Origin of the sequence: Cellulomonas sp., assembly GCF_965229465.1 — a bacterium.
Lineage (GTDB): Bacteria > Actinomycetota > Actinomycetes > Actinomycetales > Cellulomonadaceae > Cellulomonas.
Map to the genome: position 1 here is coordinate 4,055,037 of NZ_OZ245882.1, position 17,069 is coordinate 4,072,105.

General features: G+C 74.4%; 18 protein-coding genes and 1 riboswitch. Of the genes, 1 reads left to right on the forward strand and 17 read right to left on the reverse strand.

What is annotated here, in order from left to right:
* Window positions 1-64: 64 nt before the first annotated feature.
* The 7 genes from ACO06A_RS19195 to ACO06A_RS19225 form a co-directional block, all read right to left on the reverse strand.
* A complete protein-coding gene (locus ACO06A_RS19195; protein ID WP_421733778.1) occupies window positions 65-2,926 on the reverse strand; it encodes a DEAD/DEAH box helicase in 2,862 nt (953 codons plus the stop codon).
* Window positions 2,927-2,975: 49 nt separating this feature from the next.
* Window positions 2,976-3,890, reverse strand: coding sequence for a diacylglycerol/lipid kinase family protein (locus ACO06A_RS19200; protein ID WP_421733779.1), 915 nt, complete (start codon window positions 3,888-3,890; stop codon window positions 2,976-2,978).
* Complete coding sequence (gene tatC, locus ACO06A_RS19205) at window positions 3,887-4,669, reverse strand: twin-arginine translocase subunit TatC (protein ID WP_421733780.1); 783 nt, start codon at window positions 4,667-4,669, stop codon at window positions 3,887-3,889. Before tatC ends, ACO06A_RS19200 begins: the two co-directional genes overlap by 4 nt.
* Before the next feature lie 43 nt (window positions 4,670-4,712).
* Window positions 4,713-5,033, reverse strand: coding sequence for a Sec-independent protein translocase subunit TatA (gene tatA / locus ACO06A_RS19210; RefSeq protein WP_421733781.1), 321 nt, complete (start codon window positions 5,031-5,033; stop codon window positions 4,713-4,715).
* Window positions 5,034-5,105: 72 nt separating this feature from the next.
* A complete protein-coding gene (locus ACO06A_RS19215) occupies window positions 5,106-5,429 on the reverse strand; it encodes a hypothetical protein (RefSeq protein ID WP_421733782.1) in 324 nt (107 codons plus the stop codon).
* A gap of 1 nt (window position 5,430) precedes the next feature.
* On the reverse strand, window positions 5,431-6,393 hold the full coding sequence (locus ACO06A_RS19220) for a helix-turn-helix transcriptional regulator (RefSeq protein ID WP_421733783.1): 963 nt from the start codon (window positions 6,391-6,393) through the stop codon (window positions 5,431-5,433).
* Complete coding sequence (locus ACO06A_RS19225) at window positions 6,386-7,399, reverse strand: helix-turn-helix transcriptional regulator (protein WP_421733784.1); 1,014 nt, start codon at window positions 7,397-7,399, stop codon at window positions 6,386-6,388. Before ACO06A_RS19225 ends, ACO06A_RS19220 begins: the two co-directional genes overlap by 8 nt.
* Window positions 7,400-7,433: 34 nt before the next feature.
* Between ACO06A_RS19225 and ACO06A_RS19230 the strand changes: the two genes are divergently transcribed.
* Entirely contained in the window at window positions 7,434-8,540 is a 1,107-nt protein-coding gene (locus ACO06A_RS19230) for a DUF3866 family protein (RefSeq protein ID WP_421733785.1), read from the forward strand.
* 9 nt (window positions 8,541-8,549) lie between these two features.
* Here ACO06A_RS19230 and ACO06A_RS19235 read toward each other — a convergent pair whose 3' ends face one another.
* The 10 genes from ACO06A_RS19235 to fmt form a co-directional block, all read right to left on the reverse strand.
* Complete coding sequence (locus ACO06A_RS19235; protein ID WP_421733787.1) at window positions 8,550-8,984, reverse strand: PH domain-containing protein; 435 nt, start codon at window positions 8,982-8,984, stop codon at window positions 8,550-8,552.
* Between the two features lie 11 nt (window positions 8,985-8,995).
* Entirely contained in the window at window positions 8,996-9,844 is an 849-nt protein-coding gene (gene hisG / locus ACO06A_RS19240; RefSeq protein ID WP_175347644.1) for an ATP phosphoribosyltransferase, read from the reverse strand.
* An 11-nt stretch (window positions 9,845-9,855) separates the two neighbouring features.
* Window positions 9,856-10,119, reverse strand: coding sequence for a phosphoribosyl-ATP diphosphatase (locus tag ACO06A_RS19245; RefSeq protein ID WP_421733788.1), 264 nt, complete (start codon window positions 10,117-10,119; stop codon window positions 9,856-9,858).
* Window positions 10,120-10,128: 9 nt separating this feature from the next.
* The gene (gene ribH / locus ACO06A_RS19250; protein WP_421733789.1) at window positions 10,129-10,632 is read right to left on the reverse strand and encodes a 6,7-dimethyl-8-ribityllumazine synthase; all 504 of its coding nucleotides are present in this window, start codon (window positions 10,630-10,632) and stop codon (window positions 10,129-10,131) included.
* Entirely contained in the window at window positions 10,629-11,996 is a 1,368-nt protein-coding gene (gene ribB, locus ACO06A_RS19255; RefSeq protein ID WP_421733790.1) for a 3,4-dihydroxy-2-butanone-4-phosphate synthase, read from the reverse strand. The genes ribH and ribB overlap by 4 nt, the downstream gene beginning before the upstream one ends.
* Window positions 11,993-12,604 carry a riboflavin synthase gene (locus ACO06A_RS19260; protein WP_421733791.1) on the reverse strand — a complete coding sequence of 204 codons (612 nt, stop codon included), beginning with the start codon at window positions 12,602-12,604 and terminating at the stop codon, window positions 11,993-11,995. Before ACO06A_RS19260 ends, ribB begins: the two co-directional genes overlap by 4 nt.
* Window positions 12,604-13,668 carry a bifunctional diaminohydroxyphosphoribosylaminopyrimidine deaminase/5-amino-6-(5-phosphoribosylamino)uracil reductase RibD gene (gene ribD / locus ACO06A_RS19265; protein ID WP_421733792.1) on the reverse strand — a complete coding sequence of 355 codons (1,065 nt, stop codon included), beginning with the start codon at window positions 13,666-13,668 and terminating at the stop codon, window positions 12,604-12,606. The genes ACO06A_RS19260 and ribD overlap by 1 nt, the downstream gene beginning before the upstream one ends.
* A gap of 76 nt (window positions 13,669-13,744) precedes the next feature.
* A riboswitch (FMN riboswitch) is annotated at window positions 13,745-13,877 on the reverse strand.
* Between the two features lie 51 nt (window positions 13,878-13,928).
* Entirely contained in the window at window positions 13,929-14,588 is a 660-nt protein-coding gene (gene rpe, locus ACO06A_RS19270) for a ribulose-phosphate 3-epimerase (protein ID WP_421733793.1), read from the reverse strand.
* Window positions 14,589-14,616: 28 nt separating this feature from the next.
* A complete protein-coding gene (locus tag ACO06A_RS19275) occupies window positions 14,617-16,131 on the reverse strand; it encodes an RsmB/NOP family class I SAM-dependent RNA methyltransferase (protein WP_421733794.1) in 1,515 nt (504 codons plus the stop codon).
* Window positions 16,128-17,066, reverse strand: coding sequence for a methionyl-tRNA formyltransferase (gene fmt / locus ACO06A_RS19280; protein ID WP_421733795.1), 939 nt, complete (start codon window positions 17,064-17,066; stop codon window positions 16,128-16,130). Before fmt ends, ACO06A_RS19275 begins: the two co-directional genes overlap by 4 nt.
* Between the last annotated feature and the right edge of the window lie 3 nt (window positions 17,067-17,069).

Here is a 17,069-nt window from a genome sequence, read left to right on the forward strand (position 1 = left end):
TCAGGGCAGTCGGACGCGGCAAAGCAGGGCGAAACCGGCGCGGGTACCGGTGAACGGCGCCACGTCAGACCGACGAGTACGCCACCACCCCGTGCCGGAGGGCGTCGACCGCCTTGCGCGCGGTGTCCCGCAGGCGCTGGTGCGGGGCCGCCTGGGAGACCTGGTCGAGCACGTCGATGACCTGCTTGCACCACCGCACGAAGTCACCCGCGGACAGCTCGCTGCCCTTGAGCACGGCGTCCAGGCTGCGGCCGGCCGCCCAGCGGTGAACGGCCTCGACCAGTCCCGCGTCGAGCGGCTGGATGGTCTCCACCTTGTGCGCAGTCTCGAGGTCGTCCAGCTCCGACCAGGCGCGCACGCAGGCGTCGAGCGCCACGCCCAACCGGCTGCTCGGTCCACCCGGGATGCGCGGCTCGCCCTGGTCGTCGCGGCGGGACCGGTAGACGAGCGTGGAGACCGCCGCCGCGAGCCCGGGAGCGTCCAGCTCGTCGAAGATGCCCCGGCGCAGGCACTCGGCCAGCAGCAGGTCGTTCTCGGCGTAGATCCGGCGCAGCCACCGGCCGTCGTCGGTGACCTCCAGCGCGCTGCGGCCCGCGTCGTCGGTGCTGTTCTCGAGGTAGCCCAGGCGCAGGAGGATGTCGCAGATGCGGTCGAACACCGCGGCGATCGAGCCGGTCCGGCCGGCGATGCGGCCGACCAGGGCGTCGTGCTCGCCGGCCAGCCGCGCCCAGCGCTCCGCCCACCGCGCGTGCTCCTCGCGGTCGGGGCAGCCGTGGCACGGGTGCGCACGCAGCCGGCGCCGCAGGGCCGCGATCTCGGCGTCGTCCGCGGCGGCGCGCTGGCCGCCCTTGGGGCGGTCCTTGCGGGTGGGGCCGGTGTCCGCCCCGACCGAGGAGCGCAGTGCGGCCGCGAGGTCGCGACGGGCCGCCGGCACCCGCGCGCTGAAGCCCTTGGGCACCCGCAGGAAGCCGACCGTGCGCACGCCGGTCCCGACGTCCGCGACCGTCAGCCGGCGGACCTGCCGGTCGATCGTCAGCACGGTGGGCCGCGGCCCGTCGAACCCGGCGTCGCCGCCCGGGTCGATCACGACGGCGTGCCCGGACCTGCGCCCCACGGGGATCTCGAGCACGTCACCGATGCGCAGGCCCTCCAGGGTGCGCGCCACCTCTGCCCGCCGCGCGGACGCCTCCGCCCGGGTCAGGTCCTTCTCGCGGGCGGCGATCTGACGCCGCAGCGCCGCGTACTCGGCGAAGTCCCCCAGGTGGCACACCATCGCCCTGGCATAGCCCTCCAGGGCCTCTGCGTGCCCCTGTGCCTGCCGCGCCAGCCCCACCACGCCCCGGTCGGCCTGGAACTGCGCGAAGGACGTCTCGAGGACGTCCCGCGCCCGGTCCCTGCCCACCTGCGCGACCAGGTTCACGGCCATGTTGTAGGTCGGCCGGAAGCTCGAGCGCAGCGGGTACAGCCGCTTGGACGCCAGCCCGGCCAGCTGCACCGGGTCGAGGCCGGGGTGCGCGACGACGACGGCGTGGCCCTCGGTGTCGATCCCCCGCCGGCCTGCGCGGCCGGTCAGCTGGGTGTACTCGCCCGGGGTGACGTCGACGTGGCTGGAGCCGTCCCACTTGACCAGCTTCTCCATCACCACGGAGCGCGCGGGCATGTTGATGCCCAGCGCGAGGGTCTCCGTGGCGAACACGACCTTGACCAGCCCGCGCGAGAAGAGGTCCTCGACGGTCTCCTTGAACAGCGGGAGCATCCCGGCGTGGTGCGCGGCCACCCCGCGCTGGAGCGCGTCGCTGAACTCCCAGTACCCGAGCACGTCGAGGTCCTCCGGCGGGACGGCGGCGCAGCGCTCTTCCACGATGCGGCGGATCTCGGAGACCTCGGCGGGGCTGGTCAGCCGGACGCCCGCCGCCAGGCACTGCTGCACGGCGCCCTGGCACCCGGCGCGGGAGAAGATGAACACGATCGCCGGCAGCAGCCCGTCCCGGTCGAGCGCGTCGACGACCGCGAACCGGGGCGTCGGGCGTCCGCCGCCGGGACGTCCGCCACCGGGCCTCGGCCGACCGCCGCGATCGCGCGGCCCGCGGCGCGGCTGCCCCGGCTCCTCGCGGTTGCTGCGCCGCAGCAGGTGCGTCAGGTCCGGGTTGATCGGTGGGTCGACACCCGGCGCCGTCGGGTCCACGTGCCCGGCGTACAGGTCGAGCAGCTCGCTGCGGACGAGCACGTGCTGGCCGAGAGGCACGGGACGGTGCTCGCTGACCACGACGGTCGTATCCCCGCGCACGGTGGCCAGCCAGTCCCCGAACTCCTCCGCGTTGGACACGGTCGCGGACAGCGAGACCAGCTGCACGTCGTCGGTGAGGTGGATGATCACCTCTTCCCAGACGGGCCCGCGGAACCGGTCCGCCAGGTAGTGCACCTCGTCCATCACGACGAAGCCGAGGCCCTGGAGGGTGCTCGACCCCGCGTAGAGCATGTTGCGCAGGACCTCGGTGGTCATCACCACCACGGGCGCCTCGCCGTTGATGGTGGTGTCGCCGGTCAGCAGGCCGACGCGGTCGGCGCCGTAGCGACGGACCAGGTCGGCGTACTTCTGGTTGGACAGCGCCTTGATGGGCGTCGTGTAGAACGCCTTGCGCCCGGACGCGAGAGCGAGGTGCACCGCGAACTCGCCGACCACCGTCTTGCCGGCACCGGTCGGCGCGGCGACGAGCACCCCGCTCCCCCGCTCCAGCGCCTGGCACGCCTCGACCTGGAAGTCGTCGAGGGGGAACCCGAGCAGCTCACGGAACTGGCCCAGCTCGCTGCGGTCGATCTCGGCCCGGCGCTTGGCGGCCGCGTACCGCTCGGCCGGCGACGGCTCGGCGGCGGGCGTGCTCTGGTCCGGGGACGACGAGTCTGATCTGCGGGTTCGGGGCACCACCTGCACACCCTAGGCACACGGGCCAGAGGCGGAGGCGCGGCGCGCGCGCTCAGCAGAGGATCGACAACGCCCCGGGGTCGACCGTCACCCGCAACGGCAGCGGACCGATGCGCTCGCCGTCCGCGAACGCGACGGGCGGCGTCGGCCCGAGCTCGGTCAGCGGCTCGATGAGCACCGACCGGCTCCGGAAGACGTCCACCGCGGGGTGGGTGACGTGCTTGCCCTGCGGGATGCCCGGGAAGATCTTCAGCACGCCGGTCCTGGTGAACGGGCCGGCGACCACCACGTCGAGCAGGCCGTCGTCGACGGCGGCGTCGGGGGCGATCTTGAAGCCACCCCCGAACCACGGAGTGTTGGCGATGGCGACCAGGGTGCCCGCCGACTCCCAGACCCGGTCGTCGAGCGTCACCCGGTAGCCGTACGGCCGGAACCGGCCGAGCTCGGCGCCCAGCGCGCGCACGTAGCGGGCCGCACCCTTCGGCCAGGTCATCTCGTTGGCCCGCGCGTTGATCGCGGCGTCGAAGCCGCAGGAGAGCACTCCGAGGTACCACTCGTGCGCCGCGTGCTCGGGAGATCCGACACGCACGGCGTCGACCCGGCGCGGACCGTCCAGCAGCCCGCGCTCGATCGCCTCGACGGACGCCTCGACGTCGCCGCGCGGCAGGTCGAGCGAGCGGGCGACGTCGTTGCCTGTGCCGGCCGCCACGATGCCGAGCGGGAGTCCGGTGCCCGCGACGACGTTGGTGCCGAGGTGCACCATCCCGTCGCCGCCGACGACGACGAGCGCGTCCAGCCCCTGCACCGCCGCTGCGCGCGCCCGGTCGGTCGCCCTCGCCAGCGTGGAGGCGGAGAGGTCCTCGACCTTGTGCCCGCGAGCCCGCAGGAGCTCGTGCGCCCGGCGGCCGGCCTGCGTGCCACGTCCCCGGCCCGCGGTGGGGTTGACGACGAGGCCGAGGTGGATCACGCGGTGCCCGGCTCGTCGGACATCGTGCCGTCGAGCCGCGGCAGGCCGGCGGCCACGCGCAAGCGGTCGACCCGACGGTCGTGCAGCACGCACACGCCGAGCGCCAGGAAGTACAGACCGCTCATGGGGACGGCCACGGCGAGCATCGTGATCGCGTCCGGCGTCGGGGTGACCACCGCGGCGAACACGAACGAGAGCAGCACCGCCCACCGCCAGCTCTTGCGCCACGTGGCCGCGGTGCCGATCCCGGCGAAGTTCAGCGCGACCATGACCACGGGCAGCAGGAACGCGATCCCGAACGCGAGCATGATCCGCATGACGAACCCGAGGTACGTCTGCGCGTCGATGAGGTTGGTGGCGCCGGTCGGCGTGAACTCGGTCAGCAGCCGCACCGCGTTGGGCAGCACCCACCACGCCACGAAGGCCCCGGCGAGGAACAGCGGCACCGCCACGCCGACGAAGCCGAACGCGTAGCCCCGCTCCCTGCGCGTCAGTCCCGGCGTCACGAACGCCCAGAACTGGTAGAGCCACCACGGGCTGGACAGGATCACGCCGAGGAAGAAGGACACCTTGACGCGCATGTCGAAGGACGTGGCGATCCCCGAGAAGTTCAGCGCGATGAGGCTGTCGCGCTCCTCGGCGACGCGGACGATCGGCTGCTGGAGTGCGGTGAAGACGGGGTCGTAGAGGAACCAGCCGATCACCGCGCCGACCACGACGCCGAGGGCGGCGAGGAAGACACGACGGCGCAGCTCGACCAGATGTGCTCGCAGCGGCATCCGGCCGCCGGGTTCACCCCCGCGGCGAGCGTTCACGTGCGGTTCAGGCCTTCGGCGGCGCGTGACCCTCGGACGGCTCCTCGACGGGCCGGACCGGGGTGACGTACTGGGACTCGACGACCGGTGGCACCACGGGGGGCGCGCCGACAGGCGTCACACCGGCGGGCGTCACGACGGCGGGCGGCACGGGCGTGCTGGGCGTGGCCGGCGTCTCGTCGTCGCGCAGGTCCTTGACCTCGCTCTTGAAGATCTTCATCGACTGGCCCACGCTCTTGGCCAGGTCGGGCAGCCGCTTCGCGCCGAACAGCAGGACGACCACGAGCAGCACGATGAGCACGTGCACTGCGGTGATGTTTCGGAACACGTCGGTCCTCCATCGGGATGTCGATGACCGGGCGATCCTACCCGCGCCACCTGGGGATCGGGCGCAGACGCCTCAGGTCCAGTACGCGCGCCACCGCAGCCGCGTGGCCGCCCGACGCTCCTCGCGCTCCCCCCGGCGCCCGGCCGCCCGGGCGCGCACCTCGGCGAGCCGGGTCCGCAGGGCGTCGCGGTCCGCGAAGAGCGTCGGACCGGTCTCCCGCGTCCCCGCCGCAGCCTGGAGCTCGTCCACGCGGTCGGCCAGCTGGGCAGCGACGTCGGCCGCGCGGGACAGCTCACGTCCGAGCGCGACGGCCGACCGCCACAGCCTGCGGCCGAGCAGGAACGCGCCGGCGAGCGTCGCCAGGACGAGCACCGTCCAGACCGTGAACCAGAGCACGTCAGCCCACCTCCCCGTACGCGCGCAGGGCGGCCCGCGCGGATGCGGCGACCTCCTGCGCGATGCGCGCCGGGCGCACCTCGAGCACGTCGTCGGCCACCTGGAGCACGAGGTGGCGCAGCCAGGCGTGCTGCACCACGCGCAGGTCCACCTCGAACGACCCGTCGTCGAGGTTGCGGACGGCGTCCACCGGTGTGGTCTCCACCACCCACCTCGCCCGGCTGGTCAGGTGCAGGGTCACCAGCTCGCCGTCGGCGCTCGGGGAGAAGACCTCGGCTCCCGGGCGCACCAGGTGGTCCTCAGCCGGGGTGTCCAGCACCTCGGCGGCCAGCACGCGGTCCACCCGGAACAGCCGCTCGCCGTCGACGAGCAGGCACCAGCCCAGCAGGTAGGAGCGCTCGTCGTCCGTGACCAGGCGGATCGGGTCGACGTCACGCTCGGTGCTCACGTCGGAGGCGTTCACGTACCGCAGGTGCAGCCGACGGCCGTGGCGCAGCGCGGTCGCGACCGCGGCGGCGACGTCCGGGGCGGCATCGACCGACAGCTGGACGTCGACGGCGGCAGCGGCGTCGCCCGTGGCCGCGGTGAGCTTGGCCAGCGCCGACCGCAGCACCGCCGCCTGCTCCGGCTCGAGCGCCGAGCCGAGCGCGGCGTCCAGCGCACGCAGGGCCGCGACGAGGGCGACCGCCTCCCGGGCGCCCAGCCGCAGCGGACGGGTCATCCCGCGGGACTCGGTGAGGCGCACGACACCCTGCTCGTACGACGCGGCGTCGAAGTCGATGAGGTCGTGCGGGTAGTAGCCCGGGGTGCCGGTGACCCAGAGGGTGTCGATGTCGTCCATCACCTGGCGGGTCGTCACGCCGAACTGCTCGGCGATCGCGTCGACCGGGACGCCCTCGTGACGATCCAGGTACGTGATCATCCCGAGCATCCGCAGGAGCCGGTCGCTGGCGCGCTCAGCCATCCGAGGCCACCCCCTGGTCGAGCGTGGCTGCCGTGCGCAGCAGGTGCAGGACGGAGCTGCGCAGCCCGCTCGGTGCCAGCACGACGACGGCGTCGCCGTACCCGACGAGCTCCTCCGCCAGCTCCCACTCCGCACGGAACGGGACGTGCACGAGGTCGCGGTGCACCAGGGCCGGGTCCGCCGACCAGTCCGGACCGTCCGCGGGTGGGGGGACCGACCGGGCCCGCGGGGCGCTCGCCCGCTCGGGGAGGATCGCCAGGGTCGCGATCCGCTCGGGACCGCTCCCCCACGTCTCCAGCGCGTGCGCGAGCTCGTCGGCGCTCGGCGGCTCGAAGGATCCGGGCTCGCCGACGGTGCGGACCGTGCCCTCGATCCGGCTCAGCCGGAACGAGCGGCTGGCGCCGCGGTCCCGGTCCCGGCCGACGAGCACCCAGCCGCCGCGACGGGCCAGCAGCTTCCACGGCTCGACCGCGCGCTCGAGCACCTCGCCGGTGGTCGCTGCCCGGTAGGTGAACCGGACGGCCTGGCGCGCCTGCACGGCGTCGACCAGGGGTCCGAACGCGCCGCCGCCCGCCCGCACGCGCGGAGCGAGCCCGACGACGAGGTCGGTGGACTCCGGGGCCTCGCCGACCGCGCGCAGCTTGGTCAGAGCGCGGGTGGTGTCGGCGCGGACCGCCTGGTCCTGCCACACCTGTGCGGCCATCGCGAGCACGCCGAGCTCGGCCGCCGTGAGGTCCAGGGGCGGCAGCGCGTACGCGTCGAGGTCCACGCGGTAGCCGATGTCGTCGCCGTGGCCGGCGTCCGTCACCGTGAGGATCGGGATGCCGAGGTCGCGCAGGGTGTCCTTGTCCCGCTCGAACATCCGCTCGAAGGCGTCGTCGGACGGGGCCTCCTGGTATCCGGCGACGCTGGTGCGCACCTGCTCCTTCGTCATCCGGCCCGCGGTGTTGACCAGGGCGATGACGAGGTTGAGCAGGCGCTCCGCGGGGGCGATCTGAGCAGCCATCGGGCACCACCGTAGTGGCCGGTAGCGTGGGCGCGTGATCACGTGGCGTGCTGGTGTCGTGGTGTCGCTGGGGGCCACGTGGCCCGGCGCCGCCGAGGTGACCGTCGAGCTGGAGGCCCCGGTGGGCACCGCGACCGCCGGTGACACGGTCCGTGCGCTGGCCTTCACGGCGCTCGTCGGCAGCCCGGAGATCGGCGACCGGGTCCTGCTGAACGTCTCGGCGCTGGCCCGCGGGCTGGGCACCGGTGGCTACGCGCTGATCATCGCGCTGCCCGACCGCACGCCCGCCGACCCGCCCGAGGGGCCGGGGCACCTGGTCAAGGCCCGGTACACGCCGCTCCAGGCGATGGTCCTCGGTGTCGACGACCAGGAGTCCCCGCACCACGACCTGCTGCGCGACGCCGACGACCTCGACGGGCTGCCGGTCGTCGTCGCAGACCTGCACTCCGCGCTCCCCGCGATCGTCGCGGGCGCCCGCCACGCGGCGCGCCAGGCCGGCCGATCCGCCCCGCGCGTGGCGTACGTGATGACCGACGGCGGCGCGCTGCCCGCCTGGTTCTCCCGCACAGTGGCCGGCCTGCGGTCCGCTGGCTGGATCGACGCGTGCGTGACCACCGGGCAGTCGTTCGGGGGCGATCTCGAGGCGGTCACCGTGCACACCGGGCTGCTCGCGGCGCGGCACGTCGTCGGCGCCGACCTCGTGGTCGTGGCGCAGGGCCCCGGGAACCTCGGTACCGGGACGCGGTGGGGGTTCTCCGGGGTGGCGGCGGGTGAGGCGGTCAACGCGGCGGCCGTCCTGGGCGGTCGGCCGATCGGGTCGCTGCGTGTCTCGGGCGCCGACGCGCGCGAGCGGCACCTCGGCGTCTCGCACCACTCCCTGACCGCGTACGGCCGGGTGGCGCTCGCCCCGGCGGACGTCGTCGTGCCGCTGCTCGACGGTGACCTCGGAGCACGAGTCCGCGACCAGGCAGCCCCGCTGGCGCAGCGTCACCGCCTGGTCGAGGTGCCCACGGACGCAGACCTGCTCGGGGCGCTCGCGGCTACCCCCGTCCGGCTCTCGACGATGGGGCGCTCGCTCGACCAGGACCCCGCGGCGTTCCTCGCCGCCGCGGCGGCGGGTGTCTACGCCGCCACCCTCTGACCGACCGGCTCAGTCGTCCCGTGTGGTGGCGGTGTGCCTCGCCACGAGCGTGGCCAGCCGACGGGCCTCCGCGTCGGCGAACGTGCCGTCCGCGCGCTGGATACCCATGACCGCGAGCGTGTCGCCGTCGGACAGGTCCAGCTGCACCCAGGGCCGGCCCGACCCGAAGCGCACGGAGACGATCTCGGCCCACTCGAGCCGCCGGGTGAACACGAGGTTGCGCACGGTCAGCCCCGCGTCGGACACCCGCGCGACCACCGACGCCTGACGCCAGAGGAACCAGACGATCAGCCCGCCCACCAGGGCGAACCCGATGCGGTCCCCGGCGGACAGCACGGACATGGCCAGCATGATCGCGACGGTCAGCACGACGACCAGGACCGCCAGCGCGAGCGTGACCACCCTCGCCAGCCGCGGCCGGAACGGTGCGGTGAGCTCGTCCACAGCGGGTCCGGTCAGAGTCGGCACGCGTGGATCGACGTCACGAGGATCGCGCGCGCGCCGATGTCGTACAGGGAGTCCATGACCCGGTTGGTCTGGTCGCGGCGCACCATCGCCCGCACCGCCGCCCAGTCGCGGTTGTGCAGCGGCGACACCGTCGGCGACTCCAGCCCGGGGGTGATGGCCACGGCCTGGTCGACCAGCGCGAGCGGCACGTCGTAGTCCATGAGCACGTACTCGCGGGCGGTCAGCACGCCCTGGATCCGGCGGGTCAGCACATCGAGGCCCGCGGGCTCGTCGACGCCCGTGCGGCGGACCAGCACGGCCTCCGAGCGCAGGATCGGGTCCGCGAAGATCTCCAGCCCGGCGGCGCGCAGCGTGGTGCCCGTCTCGACGACGTCGGCGATCACGTCGGCGACCCCCAGCTTGATCGCGGACTCCACGGCGCCGTCCAGCCGGACCACACCCGAGGGCTCGATGCCCAGCGACCGCAGGTACGAGCGCACCAGCACGGGGTACGACGTCGCGACCCGCCGCCCGCCGACCTGCGCGACGTCGGTCCACTCCCCCGCCGTCCCGGCGAACCGGAAGGTGGAGCGCGCGAACCCGAGCGGCAGGTGCTCGACCGCCTCGGACTCGGAGTCGAGCATGAGGTCCCGGCCGGTGATGCCGACGTCGACCGTGCCCGCGCCGACGTACACGGCGATGTCCCGCGGGCGCAGGAAGAAGAACTCGACGTCGTTGTCCGGGTCGGGCAGCACCAGCTCGCGCGAGTCGCGACGCTGCCGGTACCCGGCCTCCTTGAGCATCTCGACGGCAGGCTCCGACAGGGAGCCCTTGTTCGGGACGGCGATCCTCAGCACGGTCGTTCTCCTCAGAGGTGGGTGTAGACGTCTGCGAGCGTGAGCCCGCGGGCGATCATCAGCACCTGGAGGTGGTAGAGGAGCTGGGAGATCTCCTCGGCCGTCCGCTCGTCCGACTCGTGCTCCGCGGCCATCCAGACCTCGGCGGCCTCCTCGACGACCTTCTTGCCGATGCCGTGCACGCCGGTGTCCAGCTCCGCGACCGTGCCGGAACCCGTGGGACGGGTGGCGGCCTTCTCCGAGAGCTCGGCGAACAGGGTGTCGAAGGTCTTCACGCGGGCACTCTAGACGTGGAGGGGCGCGGGGCGCATTGCCGTACCGCGCAGGGCGCGCAGGGCGACCACGGTCGCGACAGCGGCTTCCGCGGCCTCGGCGCCCTTGTCCTCGTGCGACCCCTCGAGGCCCGCGCGGTCGAGCGCCTGCTCCTCGTTGTCGCAGGTGAGCACGCCGAACCCGACAGGCACCCCCGTCCGGATGCCGACGTCCGTGAGCCCGAGGGTGGCGCCCTGGCACACGTACTCGAAGTGCGGGGTGCCGCCGCGGATCACGACGCCGAGCGCCACGACGGCGTCGGCGCCGCCCGCGGCGGCCACCTGCGCGGCGACCGGCAGCTCGAACGTGCCCGGCACGCGCACGATCGTCACGTCCTCGACGTGCGCCGCGGCCAGGGCGCGCTGCGCGCCGGCGAGCAGGCCGTCCATCACGACGGTGTGCCAGCTCGCGGCGATGACGACGACCCGCAGTCCGGTCCCGTCGACGGTCAGGGTGGGTGCTCCAGCACCGCTCATGCCAGGTCCTCCAGGCTCTCGAACGCGTGGTCGTCGTGGTCGGCGCCGGGGGTGGCCGGCGTGGCGTGCACGGGCAGGACGGCGATGGGCTCGCCCTCCGTGCCGGGCGGCAGGTGGAGCAGGTGCCCCATCGACGTCGCCTTGGTGCGCAGGTAGGCCTCGTTCTGCGGGGTCCGGCCGACCTCGAGGCTGCGGATCTCGGTGACGTCGATCCCGTGCGCGCGCAGGCCCGCGACCTTGGCGGGGTTGTTGGTGAGCAGGCTGACCCGCTGCACCCCGAGGTCGGTGAGGATCGCGGCCGCGGCGCCGTACTCGCGCCGGTCGGCGGGCCACCCGAGGTCGAGGTTCGCCTCGACGGTGTCGCGACCCTGGTCCTGGAGCGCGTAGGCGGCGACCTTGGCCAGCAGGCCGATGCCGCGGCCCTCGTGGCCACGCAGGTAGATCACGGCGCCCCCCTGCGCGGCGGCGAGCTCCAGGGCCGCGTCGAGCTGCGGTCCGCAGTCGCATCGTGCCGACCCGAACGCGTCCCCGGTGAGGCACTCGGAGTGCACGCGGACCACGGGCGCCTCGGCCAGACCGGCCGTCGGCACGAGCGCGACGTGCTCGGCGCCCGTGCGCAGGTCCCGGTAGCCGTGGATGCGGAAGTCACCGTGCTTGGTGGGCAGGTAGGCCGTGTGCGTCGCGTGCACCCGCTCCTTCGGCGGCGCCGCGACGGCCACCTCGGCGGTCACGTCGTCGCCGTGCTGGGTGCGCCACGCGACGATGTCCTCGATGGTGAGCAGCACGAGCCCCTCGGCCTCCGCCAGCGCCGACGCCACCGGCAGCCGCGTCATCGACCCGTCGTCGTTGACCAGCTCCGCGATCGCGCCCACCGGTTCCAGGCCGGCGAGCCGGCACAGGTCGACGGCGGCCTCGGTGTGCCCGGCGCGGTGCAGCACGCCGCCGGGCACCGCCCGCAGCGGCAGCACGTGGCCCGGCCGGATGAGGTCCTCGCGGCCGGACGCGGGGTCGGCCAGCACCCGCAGGGTGCGCGCGCGGTCGGATGCGGAGATCCCCGTGGTCACGCCCGTCGCCGCGTCGACGGTCACCGTGTACGCGGTCCGCCGGGGGTCCTGGCTGTGCGGGACCATCAGCGGCAGGTCCAGCGCGTCAGCCCTCGACGCCGGCATGGGGGCGCAGAGGTAGCCGGACGAGTGCCGGATGGTCCAGGCGATCCACTCGGGTGTCGCCGACTGGGCGGCCAGGATGACGTCCGCCTCGTTCTCCCGGTCGGGCGAGTCGGCGACCAGCACCGGACGGCCCGCCCGCAGCGCCTCCAAGGCCTCCTCGACGGTGCCGAGGCGCACTCCTGCGGGGGCCGTCATCGCAGGATCCCCGCCGTCGAGAGCAGCCGTTCGGTGTACTTGGCCAGCACGTCGACCTCCAGGTTGACCCGCGCACCGGGCGCCAGGGTGCCGAGGGTCGTCGCCTCGAGCGTGGTGGGGATGAGGGAGACGCCGAACGACTCGTCGGTCACGTGCGTCACGGTGAGCGAGATGCCGGAGACGGCGATGGAGCCCTTCTCGGCGACGTACCGCGCGAGCTCCGGGGCGAGGCCGATCTCGACGTCGTCCCAGCGCGGACCGGGCGACCGGGACAGGATCGTGCCGACGCCGTCGACGTGCCCCTGCACGACGTGCCCGCCGTACCGGCCACCGACGGCCAGCGCGCGCTCGAGGTTGACCGGGCTGGACACCCCCACGTCCTCCAGCGCGCTGCGCCGCAGCGTCTCCGGCATCACGTCGGCGACGAACGTGCCGTCGCCGGGCAGCTCGGTGACCGTCAGACAAACCCCGGAGACGCTGATCGAGTCGCCCAGGTGGGCGTCGGAGACCACCAGCGGGCCACGGACGCGCAGGCGCGCGTCTGTGCCGTCCGGTCCGTGCTCGATCGCCTCGACCGTGCCGATCTCCTCGACGATTCCGGTGAACATCAGTGCTCCTCCGTAGGGCTGTGCGGGTCGACCGTCGCGACGACGAAGACGTCGGGGCCGAGCGGAAGGACGGATCGGGTGGTGAGGCGGACGGCGCCGCCGATGCTGGCGACGCCCAGGTCGCCCATGGCGGACGGCCCGGACCCGAGCAGGACGGGGGCGACGTAGGCGTGCACCTCGTCGACGAGCCCGGCACGCAGGAAGGCTGCCGCGAGCGTGGGTCCGCCCTCGACGAGGACGTGGCGGACCTCGCGCGCGGTGAGCAGCGCCAGCACCTCGGCGGGATCGTGCGTCCGCGCCTGGACCAGCTCGCCGCCGGGTCCGCGCAGGCGTGCGCCGTCCGGGACGTCGCGGTGGCCGACCACGACGCGCAGCGGCTGGTGCCCGTGCAGCTCACCGGCGGCGTTGCGCGCGGTCAGCGACGGGTCGTCCACCAGGGCGGTCCCGGTGCCGACGACGATCGCGTCGACCTCGGACCGCAGGTCGTGGGCGTGGCGCCGGGAGACGTCGGACGTGATCCAGCGGCTGGAGCCGTCGGCGGCGGCGATCCGCCCGTCGAGGGAGGTCGCGATCTTGAGGGTCACGAAGGGGCGGCCCCGCTCGACCGAGGGCAGCCACGCGCCCAGCAGCGCACGGCCCTCGTCGGCGAGCAGGCCGGTCTCGACGTCGACGCCCGCCGCGCGCAGGCGCTCGGCACCGCCGGCAGCGACCGGGTTCGGGTCGGGCACGGAAAGGACCACGCGACCGACTCCGGCGGCGATGAGCGCCTCCGAGCACGGACCCGTGCGGCCGGTGTGGTTGCAGGGCTCGAGCGTGACGACGGCGGTCGCGCCCCGGACGTCCGCGCCGCGCTCGGCGGCATCCGTCAGAGCGGCCACCTCGGCGTGCGGCGTCCCGGCTCCCCGGTGCCAGCCCTCGCCCAGGACCTCGCCGGTCGGGTCCAGCAGGACGGCACCCACGCGAGGGTTCGGTCCGGTGGCCGGGCCGCGGCGACCGAGCTCGAGCGCGCGGCGCATGGCGTCCGCCTCGGAGGGTGCACGCACACCGGTCTCGATGCTGGACATGCTCACCTCCGGACGCGCGGGGCTCCGGGGTGAGGGCGGCAGGAGGGGTCCCGCAGCCACGGCGCGAGGGCGCCGCCACGTGATCCTCCCATCCGGACTCTCACCGTCGGTCCTGGAGTTCCACCAGGTCAACCGCCCGATCCTTGCGGACCGTGCGGGTCGCGGACTGTCACCGCCGGCTCGGAATTACACCGACCCCGGAGCACGTGTAAGTGTTCGTAGTGCGCCAACGATCATGCCACACCAGGCATTCCCGCTCGTCAGGCGTTCGCGTCGGCCAGGTCGCGCAGGGCGGCGATCTCGGACGCGATGTCGGTCGCTCCGTACACCGCTGAGCCGGCGACGAACACGTTCGCGCCGGCGGCTGCGATCCGGCCGATCGTGTCGCGCGCGACCCCGCCGTCCACCTGGATCCAGGTGTCGCCCCCGGACGCGTCCAGCGCGGCACGCGCCCGCCGGATCTTCGGCAGCATCCCCTCGATGAACGACTGCCCGCCGAACCCCGGCTCGACCGTCATCACGAGCAGCATGTCGAACTCGGCCAGCAGGTCGAGCAGCGGCTCCACCGGCGACGCCGGCCTCAGCGCGATCCCCGCCCGGACGCCTCGGGACCGCAGCTCGCGGGCCAGCCGCACGGGTGCCTGCGTCGCCTCGGCGTGGAACGTCACGGACGCCGCGCCGGCGGCGGCGTACTCGGGGGCCCAGCGGTCGGCATCCTCGATCATCAGGTGCACGTCGAGCGGGACGGGCGACACCTGTGCGATCCGCTTCACCACGGGCAGGCCGAGCGTCAGGTTGGGCACGAAATGGTTGTCCATGACGTCCACGTGCACGAAGTCGGCCGCCGCGATCGCCTGGAGGTCGCGCTCGAGGTTGGCGAAGTCGGCGGACAGGATGCTGGGATTGATCAGGGCGGGCACCCGGCCAGCCTAGAGGGCCCCGTGGGCCTCAGGACCTCCGGCGCAGAAGCGTCAGGTGCATCGCGTCGGTGCCGTGCACGTGCGGCCACAGCTGCACGTCGGTCCGCGTGTCGTCGAGCTCGACGGAGCCGCCGGGCGCGATGCCACGGACCACCGCGCGTGCGTCGATCGACTCGACCTCTAGGCCGGCTCGCGTGACGGTGCGCAGGGCGTCCTTGACGACGAGCTGGGTCTCGACGAGGTGCGGCGAGCAGGTCACGTACGCGACGACCCCGCCGGGACGCACCGCCCGCAGCGCCGAGACCAGGAGATCGCGCTGGAGGGCGCTCAGGCCCGCGAGGTCCGCCGGCGTGCGTCGCCACCGCGCCTCGGGCCGCCTGCGCAGCGCACCCAGACCGGTGCAGGGAGCGTCGACCATCACCCGGTCGTACGCACCCGGCTCGTCCGTGCCGACCGTGCGGCCGTCGCCGGTCCGCACGTCCTCGACCGCGTCGGCCGGCACCGCGCGCAGGGCCTGCTCGACCAGTCGGGCGCGGTGCGGCTGGAGCTCGTTGGCGACGATCCGCGCCCCGCGCTCCCCCGCGACCGCGGCGAGCAGGGCGGCCTTCCCGCCGGGACCGGCGCACAGGTCCAGCCAGCGCTCGTCGGGACCGTCCAGCGGTGCCTCCGTCAGAGCGAGCGCGACGAGCTGGCTGCCCTCGTCCTGCACCCCGGCGCGGCCGTCGCGCACGCTCGGCAGCGCCGCAGGATCGCCGCCGGACAGGATCACCGCGCTCGGGGCGAGCGCCCCGACCGTACCGACGCCCTCGCCGGCGTCGCCGACGACCTCCGCCGGGTCCGCGAGACCCGGGCGCGCCACGATGGTCACCCGCGGGGCCGCGTTGTCCGCTGCGAGGAGCTCGCCGATCTCGTCGGCCGACCGCCCGTTGCCCACCAGCGCCTCGCGCAGCGCACGCACCACCCACAGCGGGTGGCTCTGCGTGACGGACAGCCGAGCCAGCTCGTCGTCGCCGGCCGCCTCCGCGATCCGCTGCTCCCACTCCTCCGGCGTCGAGCGCCCCACGGTGCGCAGCACGGCGTTGACGAACTGCGACGGGCCCGTGCCCAGCTGCTCGCGGGCGAGCCCGACGGTCTCGGAGACCGCGGCGTGGGCGGGCACCCGCATGCCGAGCATCTGGTGCACGCCGAGGCGCAGGACGTCGAGCGCAGGCGCGTCGATCGTGCTGACCTCGCGGGCTGCTGCCTGGGCGATGATCGCGTCGTACCTCCCGCGCAACCGCAACGTGCCGTAGGCGAGCTCGGTGGCGAACGCCGCGTCACGCCCGGCGAGGTGCCGCTCCCGCAGCAGGGGCGGCAGGACGAGGTTGGCGTACGAGTCCGAGCCGTCGACCGCCCGCAGCACGTCGTACGCGGCGGTGCGGGCCGGGTCGCTCCCTCGGCGCCGCTGCGACGGTGCGGAGGCGGAGCGCTGCGTCCGGCCCTGGGCGCGCGCGGCACCGCGCTGGCGACCGCTCGGGTCGCGCCGGTCGTCCGCGGGGCTCACGCTCCACCCCCGAGCACGGTGTCCGCGGCCAGCCGCGCGCCGCGCGCCCAGTCGGCCGCCGCCATCGTCCGCTTGCCCTGCGGAGTCACCTCGGAGAGTCGCACCGCGCTCCCGGCCGTCCCGACGAGCACGTCCTTCTTGCCGACGAGCAGCTGCCCGGGGGCCAGGTCGGTGACGTCCGGGACGGGTACCACGGGGGCGATGCCCAACCGGGAGCCGTCGGGCAGCGTGGTCCACGCGCCCGGCTCGGGGGTGCAGCCGCGGATCCGGCGGTCCACGGCGTGCGCGGGGTGCGACCAGCGCACGCGCGCGTCCTCGACCCCGATCTTCGGAGCGTGACTCACCCCGTCGGTCGCCTGGACCACAGGGCTGAGGATCCCGTCCTCGAGAGCGTCGAGGGTCTGCACCAGGAGGCCCGCGCCCGCCACGGCGAGGCGCCCGAGCAGGTCACCGGACGTGTCGCGCGGGCGGATCGTCTCGGTGAGGAACCCGAACACCGGTCCCGTGTCCAGGCCGGCCTCGAGCCGGAAGGTCGTCGCACCCGTGACCTCGTCACCGGCGATGATCGCGTGCTGCACGGGCGCAGCACCGCGCCAGGCAGGCAGCACCGAGAAGTGCAGGTTGACCCAGCCGTGGGCCGGGACGTCCAGGAGCGGTTGCGGGATCAGGGCGCCGTAGGCGACGACGGGCGCGGCGTCGACGTCGAGCTCCGCGAGCCGCGCCTGGAACTCCTCGTCCCGGGGGCGCTGCGGCGTGAGCACCTCGAGCCCGGCCTCCAAGGCCCTCGCCTTGACCTCGCTCTGCGTCGAGGACCGCCCGCGGCCGGACCGGGCGTCGGGACGCGTGAGCACCGCGACGACCTCGTGGCGGGACGCGAGGAGCGCCTCGAGCGACGGCACCGCGGCCGCGGGGGTTCCGGCGAAGAGCAGTCGCATGGC